The sequence below is a fragment of the Sandaracinus amylolyticus genome, assembly GCF_021631985.1.
Taxonomy (GTDB): domain Bacteria; phylum Myxococcota_A; class Polyangia; order Polyangiales; family Sandaracinaceae; genus Sandaracinus; species Sandaracinus amylolyticus_A.
Window position 1 is genome coordinate 9,621,730 of record NZ_CP070225.1, and the last position, 20,034, is coordinate 9,641,763.

Annotated in this window: 17 protein-coding genes and 1 riboswitch; of the genes, 6 read left to right on the top strand and 11 right to left on the bottom strand. The window is 72.1% G+C overall.

Annotated features, from left to right (window positions below; all coding sequences use genetic code 11):
- Positions 1-17: 17 nt before the first annotated feature.
- Positions 18-122, bottom strand: a riboswitch (TPP riboswitch).
- A 72-nt stretch (positions 123-194) separates the two neighbouring features.
- Complete coding sequence (locus I5071_RS40950) at positions 195-1,277, bottom strand: Ca2+-dependent phosphoinositide-specific phospholipase C (RefSeq protein ID WP_236518832.1); 1,083 nt, start codon at positions 1,275-1,277, stop codon at positions 195-197.
- A 68-nt stretch (positions 1,278-1,345) separates the two neighbouring features.
- Here I5071_RS40950 and I5071_RS40955 point away from each other — a divergent pair, with 68 nt between their 5' ends.
- From I5071_RS40955 to I5071_RS40965, 3 genes are all read left to right on the top strand, one after another.
- Positions 1,346-2,209: a hypothetical protein gene (locus tag I5071_RS40955; protein WP_236518833.1), complete on the top strand. Its 864-nt coding sequence runs from the start codon at positions 1,346-1,348 to the stop codon at positions 2,207-2,209.
- A 20-nt stretch (positions 2,210-2,229) separates the two neighbouring features.
- Entirely contained in the window at positions 2,230-3,339 is a 1,110-nt protein-coding gene (locus I5071_RS40960; protein WP_236518834.1) for a hypothetical protein, read from the top strand.
- 107 nt (positions 3,340-3,446) lie between these two features.
- Entirely contained in the window at positions 3,447-4,805 is a 1,359-nt protein-coding gene (locus I5071_RS40965) for a hypothetical protein (protein WP_236518835.1), read from the top strand.
- Here the strand turns inward: I5071_RS40965 and I5071_RS40970 are convergent.
- From I5071_RS40970 to I5071_RS40985, 4 genes are all read right to left on the bottom strand, one after another.
- Positions 4,802-6,346 (bottom strand): FG-GAP-like repeat-containing protein, encoded by a 1,545-nt coding sequence (locus tag I5071_RS40970; RefSeq protein ID WP_236518836.1) that lies wholly within the window; start codon positions 6,344-6,346, stop codon positions 4,802-4,804. The two genes, I5071_RS40965 and I5071_RS40970, sit on opposite strands and share 4 nt — an antisense overlap.
- Before the next feature lie 115 nt (positions 6,347-6,461).
- Positions 6,462-6,833: a hypothetical protein gene (locus tag I5071_RS40975; protein WP_236518837.1), complete on the bottom strand. Its 372-nt coding sequence runs from the start codon at positions 6,831-6,833 to the stop codon at positions 6,462-6,464.
- Positions 6,830-10,477: a sigma 54-interacting transcriptional regulator gene (locus I5071_RS40980; protein WP_329611113.1), complete on the bottom strand. Its 3,648-nt coding sequence runs from the start codon at positions 10,475-10,477 to the stop codon at positions 6,830-6,832. The genes I5071_RS40975 and I5071_RS40980 overlap by 4 nt, the downstream gene beginning before the upstream one ends.
- Before the next feature lie 172 nt (positions 10,478-10,649).
- On the bottom strand, positions 10,650-11,579 hold the full coding sequence (locus I5071_RS40985) for a LysR family transcriptional regulator (RefSeq protein WP_236518839.1): 930 nt from the start codon (positions 11,577-11,579) through the stop codon (positions 10,650-10,652).
- Positions 11,580-11,671: 92 nt separating this feature from the next.
- Here I5071_RS40985 and I5071_RS40990 point away from each other — a divergent pair, with 92 nt between their 5' ends.
- Genes I5071_RS40990 through I5071_RS41000 form a run of 3 tightly spaced genes read left to right on the top strand, consistent with a single transcriptional unit; the run spans position 11,672 to position 14,527 of the window.
- Entirely contained in the window at positions 11,672-12,631 is a 960-nt protein-coding gene (locus I5071_RS40990; RefSeq protein ID WP_236518840.1) for an NAD(P)H-binding protein, read from the top strand.
- Between the two features lie 40 nt (positions 12,632-12,671).
- Entirely contained in the window at positions 12,672-13,475 is an 804-nt protein-coding gene (locus I5071_RS40995; RefSeq protein WP_236518841.1) for a hypothetical protein, read from the top strand.
- The gene (locus I5071_RS41000) at positions 13,472-14,527 is read left to right on the top strand and encodes a hypothetical protein (RefSeq protein WP_236518842.1); all 1,056 of its coding nucleotides are present in this window, start codon (positions 13,472-13,474) and stop codon (positions 14,525-14,527) included. The genes I5071_RS40995 and I5071_RS41000 overlap by 4 nt, the downstream gene beginning before the upstream one ends.
- 172 nt (positions 14,528-14,699) lie before the next feature.
- Here I5071_RS41000 and I5071_RS41005 read toward each other — a convergent pair whose 3' ends face one another.
- The 6 genes from I5071_RS41005 to I5071_RS41030 all read right to left on the bottom strand — a co-directional run bounded on the left by I5071_RS41005 (position 14,700) and on the right by I5071_RS41030 (position 19,979).
- On the bottom strand, positions 14,700-15,059 hold the full coding sequence (locus I5071_RS41005; RefSeq protein WP_236518843.1) for an STAS/SEC14 domain-containing protein: 360 nt from the start codon (positions 15,057-15,059) through the stop codon (positions 14,700-14,702).
- 71 nt (positions 15,060-15,130) lie between these two features.
- Positions 15,131-16,378, bottom strand: coding sequence for a hypothetical protein (locus I5071_RS41010; RefSeq protein WP_236518844.1), 1,248 nt, complete (start codon positions 16,376-16,378; stop codon positions 15,131-15,133).
- A gap of 2 nt (positions 16,379-16,380) precedes the next feature.
- Positions 16,381-17,568, bottom strand: a complete 1,188-nt coding sequence (locus tag I5071_RS41015) for a hypothetical protein (protein ID WP_236518845.1) — start codon at positions 17,566-17,568, stop codon at positions 16,381-16,383.
- The gene (locus I5071_RS41020) at positions 17,568-18,488 is read right to left on the bottom strand and encodes a WD40/YVTN/BNR-like repeat-containing protein (RefSeq protein ID WP_236518846.1); all 921 of its coding nucleotides are present in this window, start codon (positions 18,486-18,488) and stop codon (positions 17,568-17,570) included. The genes I5071_RS41015 and I5071_RS41020 overlap by 1 nt, the downstream gene beginning before the upstream one ends.
- A gap of 55 nt (positions 18,489-18,543) precedes the next feature.
- Positions 18,544-19,044 (bottom strand): hypothetical protein, encoded by a 501-nt coding sequence (locus tag I5071_RS41025; protein WP_236518847.1) that lies wholly within the window; start codon positions 19,042-19,044, stop codon positions 18,544-18,546.
- Positions 19,045-19,067: 23 nt separating this feature from the next.
- Positions 19,068-19,979 (bottom strand): Fpg/Nei family DNA glycosylase, encoded by a 912-nt coding sequence (locus I5071_RS41030; RefSeq protein ID WP_236518848.1) that lies wholly within the window; start codon positions 19,977-19,979, stop codon positions 19,068-19,070.
- Positions 19,980-20,034: the final 55 nt, after the last annotated feature.

Below are 20,034 nucleotides of genomic sequence, written 5' to 3' on the forward strand. Positions count from 1 at the left end.
CCGCGACGCGTCTCGGCGTCGTTTCATCGTCGCGTTCCCTACGCCGGTCCGAACCGGATCAGGTTCCCGGGTGCTTCTCAGCGACCTCCGACCATCCGGAGGACGCGCCCCGAGCGACGAAATGAGAGGGAGACGTATAGCGCCCCTCGCGCGCCCGCACCATCGCGCGAAATGACGCGTTGCGTCGTCTCGGGTCAGCGATCCTCGATCGACGACGACGTGCAGCCCTCGGGCGCCGTCGACGGATTGCAGCGCGACGGAGCGCCCTCGGGGATCTCGACGAAGAACGTCGTCTCCTCGACCTGCGCCGGGAAGTCCGAGCTGATCACGTGCGCGCCGCTGGCGAGCGCGCGATCGAGGTGCGTGCGATCGCCGGCGAGCGCGCTCTCGACGCTGTCCTGACCGAACACGCGAACCAGGAAGTGCGCGTCGAGCGCGGCCTCGATGCGCTCGCTCGCGAACGCGTCGTTGATGATCGCGTACGCACCGAAGGTGTCGCCGGGCTCGGAGTCGACGAACATCACACGCCCCTCGAGGCTCGGCGCGTCGGCGACGTACGCATCGCGCAGCGCCTCGGAGTCGTCGATCACGAAGAGCACGTGCCCGCGCGTCTCGCCGAGCGTGGGCCAGCCGCCTTCGGCGAGGGCCTCGGGCAGCGTCGCGTGATCGCCGCGCACGCGATCGGGCGTGAGGATCAGCTCGTCGGGCCACACGCTGCGGATCTCGTTCTCGATCGCGAGCATCCGCGCGAGGCGCTCGGCCGCGGTGGCGCCGCCCTTGGGCTCGAGGTGGATGACGAGCGGCACGTGATCGGCGTGGGCGTCGGACCAGGTGCGTACGATCGCGAGGCACTCGACGAAGAGATCGCAGGTGCTGCGCGCGTCGACCGTCGGGATGTGGAGGACGCGATGCACGCCGATGTCGTCGTCCCAGTTGAGATCGAGCTCGAGGCCGCGCACGCCTTGCTCTTCGAGCTGCACGTCGAGCGGCGCGTGCTCGTAGTCCCAGTCGACGACCGGATCGTCGCTGGGGCGCAGGTGATAGCTGTTGTGCGTCGCCTCGAGCTGCACGTGGAAGATCGAGAGCGTGTCGTCCTGCGTGTACTGCGCGAACGACGCGTCGGGGCGCGCCGCGAAGTTGCCGTCGAACGCGAAGGGCTGGGTGTACGCGTCGGGCGGGACCGAGGCGTCGAGGGGCGAGGCGCCGTCGTCGCCGCCGCACGCGAGCAATGTGGCAGGAGCGAGAAGGAAGAAGAACGTTTGCGTGAACAAGCGCATGCGCGCGACGCTACCAGAACGCGAGGCGCGGATGAGCGCGCCGCAGGCGCGCGTTGCACAGTCTCGAAATGAACGAGCTAGCGGTCCGCCCAGCTCCACCCCAGACCGACACACCGGGCTATCGGCTCGCGCGGGCATTGCTGCCGGCGCTCGTCGTCCTGCTGGGGCTCGGGTCGGTGCTGCGCAGCGAGCCACCCTGCGGCGACTGGGTCGCGCCACGGCCCGACTCGTTCTGGCTCTGGCTCGCGATCGTTCCGTTCGCGCTCGCGTCGATGGTCGCGTGGGGGCGTGTCCAGCGTGCTCGGCACGCGTCGTTGCGGCTCGTCTGGGACGGCGACGAGATCTCGCTGCGCGAGGGGCCGATCGTGCGCGCGACATTGCGCTGGTCGGAGTCGCGTGTGTGCTTCCTGCGGCGTGACGACGGCTCGATTGCCGCGGTCACGATCCGAGACGACGGCGATCACGTGATCGAGCTGTGTGGGGCGGGCGTCGCCGGTCGTCCGGGGCGCAGCCACTGGGTCGACTCGTTCGATCCGATCGAGCCTTCCCTGAAGCGGGCGCGCGAGGTCACGAACGACGTGTACGAGCCGCCGTGGCTCTGGTGGTCGTGGTGGCTGCTCTTCGCGCCCGTGCAGTTTCTCCTGATGCCGCTCTCGCAGGACGTGTGGCTCACGTTCCCGGTGCTCGGCTTCGCGCTGTGGATCGGTCGGGGGCCGTTCATGATCCTCCGAGATCGACGGCAGGCTCTCCGCGACGCGGCGCTCCCGCGCGTGAGCGATGCGGGGGCGACCTATCGCGACGCGCCCGGTGTCCACCTGTTCCCCGGCCCGACCGACGAAGAGCGACGCATCCAGCGTGAGCGCGCGCGCTTCGCGCTGATCGACTGCGCGCTCGGCGTGCTCGCTGCGCTCGCGTTCTTCGCGCTCTCCTGACGCGCTACGCTGCGCGTCCCGTGAGCGACGACGACATCTCCGAGACGCGCGGCAAGGGCGAAGGTGAGCTCTCGCTCGGCTTTCCCCGCGGCCGGCTGGTGCGGCTCGGCGTGCTCGGCGCGCTCGTCGGGTTCCCCGGGCTCGGGCTCTGGGTCGCGCTGCTCGCGCCCGCGCTGCTCGCGCACTCGCTCTCCGAGGGCGCGCTCACCGCGCTGCTCGCGATCACCGCGCCGCTCACCTTCGCGATCTCGATGCTGCTCCCGCCGATGCTCCAGCGCGCGCGCGATCCACGACCGGCGCGCGTCACCTGGGATCGCGAGGGCATCACCGAGCACGACGGCCCGACCGTGCGCACCGCGATCCGCTGGCTCGACGCGCGCGCCCGCGTCGACGAGACGAAGCGCGGCCGCGTGCTGCAGATCACCGATCGCGAGGGCCGCGCGATCACGCTCGCGACGCCCGACGCCGCGCCGCGATGGCTGGCGCGACGCAAGGCGTGCACGCCCGAGCTCGATCGCCTCGCGCGTGTGCTCGTCGACGTCGACGCCGGCCCCGAGATCGCGCCCGATGCGCGCGACGCGCGACGCCCGACGATGGGCCCGCAGGTCGCGCTCCTCACGATCGCGCTCGGCGTGATCGGGCTGCCGCTGATGTGGCTGGTGCAGGACCTCCGCCGCGTCGTGCCCGCGTTCGCCGCGCTGCTGGTGTGCATCCTCTGCGCGGCGCCCGCGCTGCGCCCGCTGCACGAGCTGCTCGATCTCCTGGCGCTCGGGCGTCGCTTCGAGCGCAGCGACGAGTCGACGATCGAAGAAGGCGAGGGCCGCGAGGCGATCGTGAAGCGCAAGGACGCGACCTGGCTGCGGCTCGATCTCGGCGCGGCGCGACATCCCGACGTGTGGCTCGCGACGCGGATCGAGACCGTCCTCCACGCGGTGCTCCCGCTCGCGGGCTGGGTGCCTTCTCCGCAGCGCCTCGGGATCGGACCCGCGATCGCGGTGACCGACGTCGAGACCGCGCACGAGCGCGAGGTGCGGCGCGAGCTGGTGCGCGCCGCGTCCATCGAGCTCGCCGTGCGCGGCACCGCCATCGTGTGGTGGGGCATCGCGTCGCTCCGACCCCTCTGGGAGTAACCCCCGCTTGAGCCGCACGCCCGCGCGCATAGGTGCGGGACGGAAGGGCACGAGCGCTGCGCGGCCACCGCGCGAGCGATGCGCGGAGCCCTGCCTGCGGAGGACGAGTGACGGTCGAGCGCATCGCGTCGTGGATCCTGACCGGGCACGGCCCGGTCACGCGCCCCGCGCCGCCGGCTCGGAAGGCCCTCGAGATCCCCGCGTTCCGGCGCTGGATCGCGCCCGGGCTGCTGCTCTCGACGACGCCGATCCTCGTGGTCGTGCTGTGGATGATCTGCGCGCACTTCGACGGCTCGATCGCGCTCTTCGTCACGAGCATCGATGCGACGACGTTCGTGCGGCTCGTCCCGCGGCCCACGGCTGCTGCGGCCGGCATCCTCGCGCTCTGGATCGTCGCGCAGGGCGCGCTGCTCGCGCTGCTTCCCGGTCGCGAGCACCTCGGTCCGGTCACGCCCACCGGACGGCAGCCGCGGTATCGCATCAACGGCTTTCCGGCGTGGCTCGTCACCCACGTCGTGCTCGTCGCGACGTGGGCGCTCGATCTCTGGTCGGCGAGCACGGTGGTGCGCGAGCTCGGCGCGATGATCGTGACGCTCAACGTCGCCGCGCTGCTCTTCTGCGCGTTCCTCTACTGGAAGGGCCGGCACTATCCATCGTCGACCGACGCGACGTACACCGGACATCCGCTCTTCGACTTCTTCCAGGGCATCGAGCTGCACCCGACGCTCTTCGGCGCGAGCCTCAAGCAGCTGGTCAATTGCCGGGTGTCGATGATGGGCTGGAGCGCGCTCGCGCTGTGCTTCGCGCTTCATCAGTCGGAGACGTACGGATTCATCGCGAATTCGATGCTCGTCTCGAGCGGTCTCCTGATGCTCTATCTGCTCAAGTTCTTCGTGTGGGAGAGCGGCTATTTCAATTCGCTCGACATCATGCACGACCGATTCGGCTACTACATCTGTTGGGGCGTGCTGGTGTGGGTGCCCTCGGTCTATACGATCTCCGGGCAATATCTCGCGCATCATCCACGCGAGCTGACTCCGATGCTCGCAATCGCGATCTTCGTCCTCGGCGTCGCCGCGCTCTGGGCGAATTACGAAGCGGACGCCCAGCGCCAGCGCGTCCGCGCGACGAACGGGAGCACGACGATCTGGGGCCGCGCCCCGAAGACGCTCGTCGCGCGATATCGCACGAGCGAGGGAGTCGAGCGCACGAATCTGTTGCTCGTCTCCGGCTTCTGGGGCGTCGCGCGGCACTTCCATTACGTGCCCGAGCTCGTGCTCGCGCTCTGCTGGGCGCTGCCCGCCGGGCTCGGCCACGCGATTCCGTACTTCTATCTCGCGTTCCTCGCGATCCTGCTCTTCGACCGCGCCGCGCGAGACGACCGGCGCTGTCACGCGAAGTACGGCGCGACGTGGGAAGAGTACCAGCGGCTCGTGCCCTACAAGATCGTCCCGGGCGTCTACTAGTCCGGGCCGAGCTCGCGCGCGGGCGAATCGCCGTGGGGCGGAGCCCAGCGCGCGCACGACGGTCCGATCACCGCGAGCCCTTGGCTCGGGCCTTCGGTGCGCCGTTCGTGGTTGCCGTCCCACTCCGACGAGAGGCCGACGACGATCTCGCCCTCTCCGTCGCCGTCGACGTCGGTGAAGAGCGGGCGCTCGGTGCGGGTGCGCGCGAGGCGCGGCGTGGTGACCCGCACCGCGCCGGTGCGCGCGTCGAGCACGCGAAGCGTCGTCTGATCGGCGTGCAACACCTCGAGCGCGCCGTCGCCGTCCACGTCGACGACCGTCACCCCGGTGACGCCGCTGAGGCCGTCCTCGATCGCGATCGACCATCCGTCGATCGTGCACGAGGGGTCGTCGCACGCGCGGTCGTAGAGCGCGAGCCGCGACTCCGACGCCACGAGGACCTCCTCGTCACCATCACCGTCGACGTCGACCCACGTGGGCGGCCCACCCGCGGGCCCAGTGGCGCCCGTGCGCAGCGCACCCGCGAGCGGCGTGGTCCATCGCACCTCGCCGTCGTCGCGATCGAGCAGCGTGAGCGTGCCCTCCGAGACGAGCGCGATCGCGGTCGCGCCGATCGCGCAGAACCCGTCGCTCACCGCGGCCTGCCAGAGCACCGAGCCGTCCGCTCGGTACGCGGTGCCGCCCGCGACGATCTCGAGCACGCCGTCGCCGTCGAGATCACCGGCGCAGGTCAGCGGCCCGTACACGCGGTTGATCCCGCGATGCCCCGACGCGCGCCACCGCACCGCGCCGGTGCGCCCCTCGACGAGCCCGTAGCCGAGCGCGACCTCGACCTCACCATCACCCTCGAGATCGACGACGAGCGGCGTGCCCGAGATCGAGCGCGGGCGTCCTTCCGCGAGCGCCACGTCGAGCACGCGCACCTCGTCCTGCGAGGGCAGGTCGGCGCGCCATCGCACGTTGCCCTCGTGATCGAGCGCGATCGCGCCGGAGAAGCGCCCGAACGCGACGAGATCGGGCTTGCGGTTCCGGTCGAGATCGGCGCTGGCGAGGGTGCTCGTCGCCGCGATCTCGTCGGGCGCGATCGGCAGCTCGACGATCCCGTCGCGCGCCCAGAGCCGCAGCGTTCCCGGGCCGTCCCACGACGCCGGCATGTCGGGCGAGCACGTCGTCGCATCACCGGTCGTCGTGCAGCGCGTGGGGTCGAGCGCGACGTCGCCTTCGCCGGCGTTGGTCAGCGCGCCGTGGGTCACGAACGCGATCGTGGTGTCGTGCCCGGCGCGGAACGCGATCGGCGTCGCGGTCACGTGCGCGGCGTCGTCGTCGGGCGCGACGCTCGCGACGCGCAGCGTCCACGGCGAGCAAGGCGGAGGGACGTGCGCGTCGTGGAGGCCGGCGTCCGCACCTGGGTCGCCCGCATCGGGCTGGCTCGGTGGAACGACGCGGTCGCGCTCGTGCGAGAGGTGACAGCCCGCGAGGAGCATCACGCTGCACGAGCACAGAGCGGCCAGAGAGCTCGAGAGGTCGCGAAGGGCAGGCATCGCGCGGCCCATCGTCAAACGGCATGCCACGCGAAAACCTTCCCTGCAGTGCGTGTGCGATCGAGCGCGCGTCATCGCAGGCACGCCCTCGCGTGCGACCCGCGACGCGGGACGCTCACCACGAGCAGCGCGACCAGCCGAGCATCGGCTGAGGCTCGGGATCGACGCCTCGCGGCGGCGGCAGGAGCGCGACGGTGCGCCGCTGGGCGACGACCCGCGGGACCTCGAACGCGATCGTGTCGATGCAGCGCGCGGCGCCGCGCACATCGACGCCGATCACCAGCTCGTCCGCGTCCTCGGCGCGGAGATACCCGGCGATGCCGTCGGCGTCGCCGCACGCGATCGGATCGATCACGCGCCACACCGCCGCGGGCACGCGCTCGTCCGAGACGAGCGCCTCGGCAACGGCTCCTTCCGCCGACTGCCCGGCGCATCCGCCCAGCAGCGCGATCGTGATCGCGAGAGCCCACGTCCAGCGCGTCTTCATGACGACCTCTTGCGGAGCCCGTACTCCTTGGCCAGCTGCGAGAGACGAGGACGTTTCATCCCGAGCCGCTGCGCGGCCTGCGAGAGGTTCCCGCCCGCTTCGTCGATCGCGCGCTCGATCGCGCGCCGCTCGAGGCTGCGGCGCAGCTCGTACACCGAGTGCCCGTCGCCGAGGCTCGCCCAGTAGAGCGTCTCGAGCTCGCCGCTCTCCGCGTCGTCGTCGTTCGTCGCGGCGGCGTGTGGCGAGACGGCGTGTGGCGAGACGAGGTGCGGCGCGACGTCGTCGACCTCGAGCGTCGCGTCCTGCGCGAGCACCGACGCGGCGCGCAGCACGTTCTCGAGCTCGCGCACGTTCCCGGGCCAGCGGTGGGCGCGCATCCGTGCGCTCGCCGCGGGCGAGAGCCGCTTCGGCGTGGTGCGCTCGTCGCGCGCGATGCGTGCGAGCAGCGCATCGGCGATCGCGGGGAGATCCTCGAGGCGCTCGCGCAGCGCGGGCACCTCGAGCACGATCCCGCGCAGTCGGTAGTAGAGGTCCTCGCGCATCGCGCCGCGCTCGACGAGCTGCTCGAGGCGGCGATGCGTCGCGGCGACGACGCGCACGTCGACCCGGATCGGCGCGGTCCCGCCGACGCGCACGATCGTGCGCTCCTGGAGCACGCGGAGCAGCGCGACCTGGGTGGGCGGCGAGATGTCGCCGATCTCGTCGAGGAAGAGCGTCCCGCCCTGCGCCGTCTCGAAGAGCCCGAGCTTGCGCGCGCTCGCGCCGGTGAACGCGCCGCGCTCGTGGCCGAAGAGCTCGCTCAGCAGCAGCGACTCGGTGAGCGCCGCGCAATTGACGCGCACCAGCGGACCGCGGGCGCGCGGCGAGAGGCGATGCAGGGCCTCGGCGACCAGCTCCTTGCCGGTGCCGCTCTCGCCCAGGACCAGCACCTGCGCGTCCGAGCCCGCGACGCGCTCGATCGATCGGCGCAGGCGCTCGATCGCGCGCGAGCCTCCGATGATGATCCGGGTCGCCGTGGCGCTGCTCGCCTGCGGGCGCGCGGCCGACAGGCGATCGCGCAGCGCACCGAGGGCGCGCGCGTCGCCACGCTTCGCGAAGAGCTCGCGCGTGTCGTCGGGGACGTGCTCGGCGAGGCGCGCCTCGAGCTCGTCGGCGCGCTCGGTCGAGGTGCGGGCCGCGTCGAGCGCGCCCTCGGCGAGCTGGGCGCGCGCGAGATGGCACCACACGCGCAGCTCGACCTCGACGTGCTCGGTGCGCGACGCGAGCTCGCGCGCCGCGCGGGCGAGCGAGGCCGCGGGCCCACCGGTCGCGATCGCGAGCAGCACCTCGAGCTCCTGGCGCTCGCACGCGAGGCGCGGCGACGTGCACGTCTGCGATGCGTCGTGGAGCGCGCGGCGCGCGAGCGCGACGTCGCCGAGCTCCAGCGCACATCGCGCCACGCCGAGCGCGCCTTCGGCGAGGCTCGACGGCTCGCCTTCACCCGAGCGCACCATCTCGAAGAGATCGCGGGCGCGCTCGACGTCGCCGAGCGCGAGCAGCACCGCGCCCTCGACGAGCGTCGCGCGCCGCGCGAACGCGCGCCGGGGCTCGTCCCCGACGACCCGTCGGGCGCGCTGCACGAGCTCACGCGCGTGCGCCGGATCACCGAGCGTCAGCTCCAGCCCGGCGCGATTGAGCAGCAGTCGCGCGAGCCAGTCGCGATGCCCGATCGGCTCGAGGATCGCGGTCGACTCGCGATAGCAGCGACGCGCGTCGCTCCACCGCCCGCGCAGGTGATGGAGCACGCCGAGGTTCTCGAGCGCGATCGCGCGATGCCACGCGGCGCCCACAGATCGTGCGAGCTCGGAGCTCGCCTCGAAGTGGGTCGTCGCGTCGTCGAGCGCGCCCTCGCGCATCAGTGCGATCGCGAGGTTCTGGCGCGCCACGCACTCGTGGGTGCGCAGCGATGCGGCGAGCGAGTGCGCGAGGTCGTCGGCGAACCACGCGCGTGCGGCGCGGGTGTCGCCGGTCGCCAGCGCGATCTTGCCGAGCACGTTCTGCGCGTCGATCCGGATCGACGGATGGTCCTGCGCCGACGCGTCGGTGAGGGCGCCTCGCGCGTCGCGCTCTGCGCCCGAGAGATCCCCGGTCGCGTAGCGCGCCTCGGCCGCGAGGACGCGCGCTTCCACGTGCTCTCGCGCGCTCGGGCCGGTCGTGACCGCATCGAAGCACGCGATCGCGTCGGTGTGGCGCCCGGCGCGCAGCAGGATCTCGCCGCAGCGCAGGCGTGCCGAGAGATCGTGGGGCGCGCGCTCGCACACCGCGCGTGCCGACTCGATCGCGCGCTCGGACTCGCCCAGCGTGCTCCACACCCGGGCGAGCCGCGCGTCGAGCACGATGCGCTGCTCGGCATCCTCGTCGAGCCGCGCGCGCGCCGCGGTGAGCAGGTCCGCGGCCTCGCGCGCGCCGTGTCGCGCCGAGAGCGCGGGCTCGGCGGAGAGCGCGAGCCGTACGTGGAGCATCACGTCGTCGGACCGCGACGCGTGCCACGCCGCCTCTTCGATCGCGCCCATGCGCTCGAGGGCGCGCGCCGCGTGCGCGTGCACCGTGCCCTGCACCGCGGCGTCGAGCATCGGCGCGGGTCGCGGCCACGCGATCGAGGGCGAGCCGTCGCCGTCGCGCGCGAGCGCGCCGAGACGCTCGAGATCGCGCTCGAGCGCGGCGCGATCGCGGGGCTGCGTCACCAGCGCCGCGAGCGGGACCGAGCGGCCGATCGCACGCGCGACGCCCAGGGCCAGCGCGACGCCGGGGAACGCATCGGGGACCTCCGCGCGCGCGACCGGCTCGTGCGGTGCGGGCTCGGCCGCGGTCGCGAGCCAGCGCTCGAGCGCGCGCACGCGGCCGCCGGTGCGCGTCGTGATCCACGTCGTGATCTCGGGCTCCGCGAGCCAGCACGCGAGCGCGGCGGGATCGAAGCGCCCGGCCTCGCACGTCGTCGCGCGCGGCGCCTGGATCAGGGTCGCGATCGCGCCGGTGTCGGCGCTCGCGCGCGGCGTGGTGCCGAGCACGACGATCGGCAGCTTCGCGGGCGCCTCGAGATCGGCGCGCGGCTCGATCCACGCACGAAGGACCTCCGCGGTGCCGTGATCCACGTGCTCGAGATCGTCGAGCACGAGCAGCAGCGCGCCGTCCTCGGCCGCGCGCTCGATCACGCTGCGGATCGCGTCGACGAAGCGAGCGCGTCGTTCCGCGTGGAGCGACTCGCGGCGCGCGAGCGGTGCATCGCGGTGCAGTCGGGCGACGTCGTCGGCCGCGCCGTGCTCCCACCACCGCGCATGACACCCGGGCGCACATGCCAGCGCACCATCGAGCTCTTCGGGCACCGCTCCGCGCGACGACGCGATCCCGAGCGCGCCCTGCACGATCGGCGCGAGCGCCGCGTAGGGTCGACCCGGGACGCAACGCCCGCGGAGCACGCTCGTGCCGCTCCGTGCCGCATCGACGAGCTCGGATGTCGCAGCTGGATCCGCGCCGACGACGAAGAGCGCGCGTGGGCCCATGCGCGCGGCGTCGGCGATCAGCGCGCGAAGTGTGCGGGTGGCCGTCGTCTCCGGGAGCTTCGGTGGAGGCGGTGACCACGACGCGCGAGGAAGTGATGCCGGCATGCTGAGCTCCGCGGCGCGCTCGCATCGAGGGCGAGCACGCCGTGTGTGCGAAACAGCACGCCGCGTGCCCGCAAGATTGCACGGAGAGCTGCGTGCGCGGACGCGCGGGGCGTCACGCCCGGCACGCCCCGGCGTCACGCTCCGCACGCACGTGCGATCCGCGACGTGGTCCTCACCTCCGCCGGCGCGCGTGCTCCTTCGTCATGCGCTCGAACGATGCCTCGAGGAACGACCACACTGCGGCGATGCGCGGGACGTCGCGAAGGGCGCGATGCCCGACGAGCCACAGCTCGCCCTCCGGGACCTCGGCGAGCGACGTCGCGAGCGGCCGTGCGAGCGGCACCTCGACCAGCCGATACGCGTGCACGAACGGGCTCGGCGCGACGAACACACCGAGCCCGGCCTCGGCGGCGCGGGCCTGCGCCGAGAAGTCGCTCGTCGCGAGCACCGCGGTCATCGCCGGCGCCTCGCGCTTCAGCCATCGCATCGTGGGCAGCGACGCGAGGTCGTCGGCGTAGGTGATCCAGCGCGCGTCGGACGCTCGCTTCAGCCGGCCCAGGCTCTTCACGTACGCCGGCGCGCCCAGCACGGCTTCGCGCGCTGCGAAGATCCGCTTCGCCACCAGATCCCCGGAGCGCGGCCGCGACACGCGCAGCGCCAGGTCGGCATCCCGCCGTGCGAGGTCCGCATAGCCGATGCTCGCGTCGAGCTCGATCGAGAGCCGCGGGTGCTTCGCGACGAGCTCGACCAGGAGCGGTGCGATGAACGAGTCCGCGAGCCCCGGCGGCGCGGTGAGCCGCACCCTGCCTTCGATCTCGCGCTCGAAGCTCTCGGCGTCGCGCGCGAACCCCGATGCGCCGGCCTCCATCGCCTCCGCCGACGGAAGGAGCCGCTCTGCGGCCGCCGTCGCGCGGAGCCCCTCGCGCGTTCGATCGAAGAGCCGCAGCTCGAGCGCGTCCTCGAGCGCGGCGAGGCGACGGCTGACGGTCGACGCGTCGACCCCGAGCCGCGCACCGGCCCGCGCCAGCGAGGGCTCGCGGGCGAGCGCGAGGAAGAGCTGCACGTCGTCCCAGCGCAGCGGCGTCGAATCCGAGGCTTGCACGATTGCAAGGGTGGCTTGCATCGAGAGTCATGGCCATGCATCCGCGCAATGCTCCGCTCGTGGCGCCAGGAGCGCCGGAAGGAACGGAAGCCATGTCCAGCTCGCTCCACGTGGTCCTCGGTGCCGGTCAGATCGGCACGGCTCTCGCCCGCTTCCTCGCCGAGCGCGGCCACCGCGTGCGCCTCGTCGCGCGCAGTGCCGGCGCCGCGATCCCGGGCGTCGAGCGCGTTCGGGGCAGCGTCGTGGATCCCGCGTTCGCGGCGGAGTGCGCGCGGGGGGCCGACGTCGTCTACAGCACGACCAACGTCCCCTACGATCGCTGGCACACCGAGCTCGCGCCGCTCGTCGAGGGTGCGATCGTCGCCGCGAAGGCCGCGGGCGCTCGGCTGGTCGTGCTCGACAATCTCTACGCGTTCGGTCGCATGGGCGGCGCGCCGATGCGCCCCGAGGGCCCGTTCGAGCCCTGCTCGCGGAAGGGCATCCTCCGCAAGCACCTCGCCGAGCGAGTGCTCGCTGCGCACCGCGCCGGCGAGGTCGACGCAGTGATCGCGCGCGCCAGCGACTTCGTCGGTCCCGAGATCGTCGGCGCGCACCTCGGCGATCGCTTCTTCACGCGGGTGTTCGCGGGGAGCGCCGGCGAGTGCCTGGGCGACGCCGATCTGCCGCACGCGTTCAGCTACGGGCCCGACGTCGTGCGCGGGCTCGCCGCGCTCGGATCGGCGCCCGACGTCACGGGTCGGATCTGGCACCTGCCGACGCTCGAGGCGCGCTCGATGCGCGCGTGGGGCGACGCGCTCGGCCGCGAGCTCGGGATGAACGTGCGGATCGCCAAGCTGCCCGGTTGGCTCCTCGCGATCACCGGCGTGATCGTGCCGTTGATGCGCGAGCTCCGTGAGATGGCGTATCAGTGGGAGGAGCCGTACCTCGTCGACGACTCCGCGTTCCGCCGCGAGCTGGGCGTCGAGCCCACGCCGTTCGACGAGCAGGTACGCGCCACCGCCGCGTGGGCGCGCGCGACGTACGGCGCCCGGGCGGCCGCCCGCGCGGCATGATCCGCAAGGCATCCGGGGCGTTCCCGTGTAGCCTCGGCGCGTGGCACTTCGATCGCGGCTCTTCGTTCTCTCCGTCCTCCTCGTCGCGTGCGGCGATCCGACACCCGGGCCCACCGACGCCGGCACGCAGCCCGACGCGTCCTCGATCGACGCGGGCGTCGATGCAGCGGCGACCGACGATGCGGGGATCGACGCCGCGCTCGACGCGGGCATGCCCGACGCCGGCCCCCCTGTCGAAGGCATCATCTCCGGCAGCTGCGACGAGATCGACTCCGAGCTGCTCGATCCGTCGGAGTTCCTCTTCGAGAACGAGATCACGTTCCCGGTGCGGATCACCGAGGCCGATCTCGTGCACTTCACCGAAGGCGCGCGCGAGGTGCTCGAGGCGGGAACCGTCGGCGGCAGCAGCGTGTACAGCGAGGCGATGTCGTTCGAGGTCCTCGCGCGATGCGAGGGCGCGACGCTCCTCGCGAGCGAGCCCGGCATCCGCTACATGGACCCGAACGGCACGCGCACCGATCTGCTCGTGGAGATCGACGGACACCGCGTGGGGGTCAGCGTCACGCGCGGCATGTCGTTCCCGCGCGACGCCGCATATCCGTTGAGCGAGGCGCAGCGCGTCCTCACGAAGAAGCTCGAGGACATCCACGCGAGCACCGCGAACGTCGACGAGCTCGACCGCTGGGTGAAGCAGATCCTCCACGTGATGACGGACACGCCGATGCACGCGGAGCAGCTGCGCACGGCATGGGCGGACCTCTCCGAGGAGACCCGCGGCGACACCATCCTCCTCGTCACCGTCACGAACGGCGAGGACGCCTTCATCTACGACAACGAGCTGTGACGACCGCGCGGTCTCTGCTCCTCTGCGTCGTCCTCGCCGGCTGCGGCGCGCGCACCGATCTCGGTGTGCCGCCGCCCGTCGAGCCGTTCGACGCCGGGCCTCCACCGATCGACGCCGGACACGACGCACCGCCGCCGATCGATGCACCGCGCTGCGTGCTCGACGCGGACTGCGACGACCGGCTCGACTGCACGCTCGATCGCTGCATCGACGGCTCCTGCGTCGCCGAGCCCGTGGACATGTGGTGCGACGACGCGCTCTTCTGCACCGGCGTCGAGCGCTGCGACGTGCGCCTCGGCTGCGTCGCGTCACCTCCTGCGTGCGGCGATGCGATCGCGTGCACCGTCGATGTCTGCGACGAGACGCTCGATGCGTGCGTGCGCGAGCCCGACGCGGATCTCTGTCCGATCAGCCATCGCTGCGATCCCACGCTCGGCTGCGTCGCGCGCGCCCTCGCCCACGATCGCACGCGCCTCTACGAGATCGATCTCCCGAGCGGCGCGCTCCGCGAGCTCGCGCCCACGCCGGTCACGCTCACCGATCTCGCGCTCCATCCCGACGGAACGCTCTACGGCGCGGTCGCGGGGACGCTGGTGCGCGTCGATCCCGAAGCGGGCACCGTCGATCGCCTCGTCGACGTGATGGGCGCGTTCGTCGGTCTCGACATCTCGCCCGACGGCACGCTCTACGGCTCGGTCGACGATCGTGTCGTGCGCTTCGATCTCGCGCGCGGCACCGCGACGCGCGTCGCGACGTTCCCCGGCGGGCTCCGCGCGAGTGGCGATCTCGCATTCGTCGAAGGACGTCTCTACGCGACGGTCACCGGGGGTCGCGGCGGTGACTGGCTCGTCGAGGTGCCGCTCGACGGAGGCACGCGTGCGCGCGTGATCGGCGCGACCGGCGAGGACGCGATCTGGGGCCTCGCGCCGTTCGGCGCCACGCTCTATGGCCTCACGCGCGGCGGCGCGCTCCTGCGCATCGACGTCACCAACGCGCGCACCACCGTGCTGGCGCGACCGGGCGCCGAGTTCTTCGGCGGCGGCGCGCGGTAGAAAACTCGGCTCGCCCGCCGGCCCCTCCCGTCCGCCCGCTTCGCGCGCTCCCGTCCGAGACCGGCGGGACGAGCACTCCGGCAGGCAAATCGGCTCGCCCGCCGGCCCCTCCCGTCCGCCCGCTTCGCGCGCTCCCGTCCGAGACCGGCGGGACGAGCACTCCGGTTGATGATCACCGCAGCGCGACGCGCCGCTCGCCCTCGGCGCGCGAGTCGACGAACTCGAGCGGCATCCCGGTCGCGAACGCGAACACCGAGCCCATCATCCGCACCGCCGACGACGTGGAGATCGCGACGGCACGTCCCACGCCGTTGTCCTTCAGCGCGCGGAACATCTCGACGCCGGGCGCGCGCACCTCGGGCGAATATCCCTCGACCTCGATCGTGTCGAAGAGGATCGCGCTCGGCTGCCGCTGCAGCAGACAGCGCTTCACTCCGTTCGTGCCCTCGCGCATCGCGGCGCCGTCGATGTACCCACGGTAGTGCACTCGGATCACGCTTCCGTCCCAGTGCACGCTCGCGCTCCCCGCCATGCCAACGAGTCTGCTCGCGTGGCCCGCGCGCTCAATCTCCGCGGCAGAGCGTCCACGTTCGTACGACGCGATCAGAGCGCGGGCACGATCACGCGCACCCGATGGTTGTGGGTGTCCGTGACGTAGAGATTCCCCGTCGCGTGATCGACCTCGACGCCGTACGGACGATCGAGCAGCGCCTCGCGCGGATCGCCACCGTCGCCCTCGAACCCGCGCGTGCCGCAGCGACCCGCGACCACGTCGATCGTGCCCGCGTCGAGATCGATCGCGCGCACGCAGTGGTTGAAGGTGTCGGTCACGTAGAGCGTGCCCTCGTCCGCCGAGAGCTCGACGTCGACCGGGTTGTCGAGCTGCGCCGCGCTCGCCGCGCCCCCATCACCCGCGTAGCCGCGCGTGCCCGTGCCCGCGAGCGTGTCGATCATCCCGTCGGGCGAGATCACGCGCACTCGATGGTTGTGGCTGTCCGCGAAGTAGATCGTGCCGTCGTCGGCGATCGCGATGCGCCCCGAGGGATCCGCCGACTGTCCGAACGGCATCGCGAAGCGCGCCTCGAGCGCGGGCCCGCCGTCTCCACCGTACGCGCGCATGCACGGCAGCTCGCACGCGGTCGGGTCCTCGCCGCAGTGGGTGCGACCGCTTCCGCCGGGGCACGCGACCGGGGTCTCGCCGTCCGCGCACTCGTTGGTCACGCACATGCCCGCGACGCGCTCGATCGTGCCCTCGGGCGTGATGCGGCGGATCACCTGGTTCGCCTGATCGACGAAGTAGAGGTTCCCCGCCGCGTCGAAGTCGAGGCCCGCCGGGAGATCGAGCACCGCGCTCGCGGCCGGACCGTCGTCGCCGAAGTAGTTGCGACCTCCGGTGCCCGCGATGTCGCTCAGCGTCTCCGCCGCGAGATCGACCACGCGGATCCGGCTGTTGTGCCAGGCCGCGATCCACATGCGCCCCGACCCGTCGAACGTGATGTCGGTCGGATGATTGAAGTCCGCCTCGAGCACCGGGCCCGGCGGTCCGTCGCCGAGCCGACCGCTGCCCGCACAGGTCTCGATCACGCTCGTCTCGAGCGGGTCCTTCACCAGACGGATGCGGTGGTTGTTCCAGTCGACCACGTAGAGGTCGCCATTCGGTCCGATCGCCGAGTCCATCGGCAGATAGAGCTCGGCCTCGCGCGCGAGCCCCTCGTCACCGGCGAGCCCCGCGCGCCCGGTGCCGACCACCGTGCAGATCGTGCCCGGCGCGGGCTCGCATGCTTCGGGAGCCTCGGGCTCGCACGCGGTGGTCGCGAGCAGCGCGCACGCCGCGATCGTCTTCGTCGTCATCTTCACAGGGGCACCCTCAGGAAGCGGCTGTTCTCGGTGTCGGCGACGTAGAGCGCGCCGTCGGGCCCGAACGCGACGCCCATCGGCCGCGCGAGCTGCACCGACGTCGCGTCCGCGCCCTCCGCGCCGGTGCCGCGCTCGCCGGTGCCGACGACGGTGGTCACGACGTCGTCGTCGCGATCCCACGCGCGCACCACGTGGTTCTCGGTGTCGGCGAAGTAGAGACGACCATCGGGGCCGATCTCGAGATCGCGTACGTGCGAGATGCGCGCGCTCGCCGCGGGCCCGCCGTCGCCCTCGTAGCCCATCTCGCCGGTGCCGAGCACGGTGTCGATCACACCGGTCCCGAGATCGACCGCGCGGATCCGGAAGTTCAGCCCGTCGGCGATGTAGAGGACGTTCCGCTCCTCGTCGAGCGCGAGCCCGCCGCTGGGCTCGGGATTGCCGCCCGCCTCGAAGCGCAGTCGCGCGCTGGTCGCCGGCCCGCCGTCGCCCTCGTAGCCCGGCATCGGCATCGTGCCCGGCATCGGCGGCGTGCCCGCGACCGTCGAGACCATCCCGTCGGGCGTGATCCGTCGGACCAAGAAGTTGCGCTGATCGAGCACGTAGAACGTGCCGTCGCTCGCGCGCACCAGCGCCTTGGGCTGGTTGAAGCGCGCTGCCGCGGGATCGGTCGAGCCATCGCCGCGATAGCCCGGCGCGCTGCCGCACACGACCTCGACGAGGCCGGTCGTCGGATCCCACGTGCGCAGCTTGTGGTTGTGCCAGGCCATCAGATAGAGCCGACCCTGCTCGTCGAACTGCAGATCGGTCGGGTGGTTCAGCGACACCTCGCGACCGGGCACGCCGGTGCCGTCGAACTCGCGCTGCGGATCGAGGCGCGGCCCGTCGCCGATGAAGTCGCCGATCACCGTCTCGACCGTTCCGTCGCCGCGCACGTGGCGCACGAGGTGGTTGTTCCAGTCGAGGAAGTACGCGGTCCCATCGGGCGCGAACTCGAGATCGATCGACCAGTAGATCGCGGTCTCGCGCGCCGGCAATCCGTCCTCGCCGAGCGCCTGCTCGCCGGTGCCCGCGTAGACGCACGCGACGCCGCGCTCGTCGGGACATCCGCTCTCGCACGCGCCGAGCCCCGCCGCGGCGATCACGCCGCCCGCGAGCACCGCCAGCGTTCGCAGCCTCGCTCCCATCACTCCCCCTCGTACGGCGCGATCTCCTCGCGCCCCTGATAGATCAAGAGACCGCGCTCGAGCGGCTCTGCGAGCACCTGTCCGCCCGCGGCCCACACGCCGCCGTCGGGGTCGATCCACACGGAATGCAGGGTCTCTGCCAGCGCGAGATCGGTCTCGTCGATCACCCACGTCGCGCCCTCGCGACGCACGAAGCTGCCGTTGATCCCGACGGCTCGACCGTCGTCGCGGGTCAGGAACACCCCGAACAGCTGAGGCACCAGCTCGGGTGCCACGTCGTGCCAGACGCCCTCGGGATCGCGCACGACGAGCACGCCCGACCCCGCGCCACCCACCGCCGCGACGCTCCCGTCGGGTCCGACGTGCACCGTGAACAGCGTCCGCGTGGTGCCCGCGTCGTGCATCGTCAGCCCCTCGCCGTCCCAGTGCAGCACGGCTCCGTCGGTGCCGACGATCCACGCATCGCCGCGCGCGCGTCCCCACACCTTGAAGAGCGAGCGCCCCATCAGCGCCTCGGGCAGATCGATCGCGCGCCACGCGCTCCCGTCGTAGTGCCAGACGAACCCCGCGGCGCGACCGAGCCCACCGACCGCGAGCACGTCGTCGGGCCCGCTGCCCCAGATGCCGAAGATCGTCGGCGTGTCGCTCGGCGTCTCCATGCGCGAGAACGACGCTCCATCCCAGCGCAGGATCATCCCGCCCTCGCCGCCGACGAAGACCGAGCCGTCGCTCTCGAAGCCGTGCACCCACCACGCGTCGCCCTGCGCGCCGGTCGCGATGCGCGTCCACGCGTCGCCGTCGTAGCGCAGCACGTACGGACCATCGCCGGGATCGGCGCCCACGGTCCACACGTCGCGCGCGCTCGTCCCCCACACCGAGAGCAACCCCGCGGGCAGCTGCTCCATCACGACGCGATGCACCGGCTCCTCGCTCGGCCCGGGACATCCGATCGCGATCAGCGCGAAGAGCGCGATCTCAACGCGGAGTCGGCTCGGTCGAACCGGGAGGGCAGGTGTAGTCCCAGCCATACGGGGGCTCCTCGCAATGCCAAGCGTGGCAGTCGATGCACGTCGTCGGGATCGCGCGACGATCGAAGATCTCACGGCGCTGCGCATCGAAGCGGCGCCACGTCCAGTCGTGCTCCTCGGCCGGCGTGGTGCCCGCTTCGAGCTTCTCCATCAGCACGAACGAGAGCACCTCGGTGCACTCGGGATCGTCGTACTCCGCCTTGAGCAGCGCGGCGCCGACGGGGTAGGGCGAGTCCTGCTGGGTGTAGGGGCCGAGCGCGCCGTCGTTCGCGAACACGCGGATGTAGCGCAGCTCGTGATCGTGGCTGAGCGTGCAGCCGTCGCGCGCCTCGGTCCACTCACGCTCGAAGTCGGCGGGGAAGGGGCCCTCGTCATCGGGCTCGCGGCACGAGAGCGAGAGCATCGCGATCACGAGCAGCACAACGCGGCACATCGGCGCGCGCGCCACGCAGTGAGCATGCCAGTCGAGGATCAACGACCTTCGAGCTCCTCGATCGTCTTGGGCCAGTTGCCCTTGAGCAGACGCGAGAGCGATCGATCCGCGAGCAGCTTTCCTTCGGTCTGGCAGCGAGGGCAGTAGTTCGACTCGTTCTCCGCGTAGACGATGCGCTGCACCTTCGTCCCGCACACCGGGCACGGCTGTCCGTACTTGCCGTGCACCGCCATCTCGGGCCGGAACGCGGTGACCTTCGCGGGGAAGCCGCCGGCGAGCTCGGCGCGCATCCGATCGATCCACTCGTCGAGCACGTCGATCGTCGCGCGATGCAGCGTCGCGATCGCGGCGTCGTCGAGGCGATCGCTGCGCGTGACCGGCGACATCTTCGCGCGGTGGAGGATCTCGTCGGAGTACGCGTTGCCGATGCCCGAGAACAAGCGGGGGTCGGTGAGCGCGCGCTTGAGCGTGTGGCGCTCGCGGGTGAGCGCGTCCTTGAACTGCTCGAACGTCGATCCGAGCGGCTCGAGCCCACCACGATCGAAGTCGCGCAGCGCCGCTTCGCCGCGCACGAGGTGCAGGCTCGCGCGCTTCTTGGTCGAGGCCTCGGTGAGCAGCAGCGTCCCGTGCTCCGCGCCGTCCTTGCTCACGAAGTCGAACGCGAGGAGGCCGACCTTGCCGGGGATCTTCGCCTTCGCTTCGTCCTTCCACTGGAAGCGTCCCGCGATCATCAGGTGCACCACCGCGAACACGTCGGGCTCGATCGCGAGGACGATCCGCTTGCCCATCCGGCGCAGCCCGATCACCTCGTGCCCGACCACGTCCGCGATCTTCGGATCCACGGAGCGCAGCACGAAGGGCGACGCGAGCCGGATCGACGCGAGCGTGCGTCCGATCACGCGCGCTTCCAGCGCTTCGATGTAGAGCGTGATGTCGGGGAGCTCGGGCATGGGGAGCCCGATTCTAACCAACAGAGCTGACGCGCTGCGGCGCGATCTCTACGCG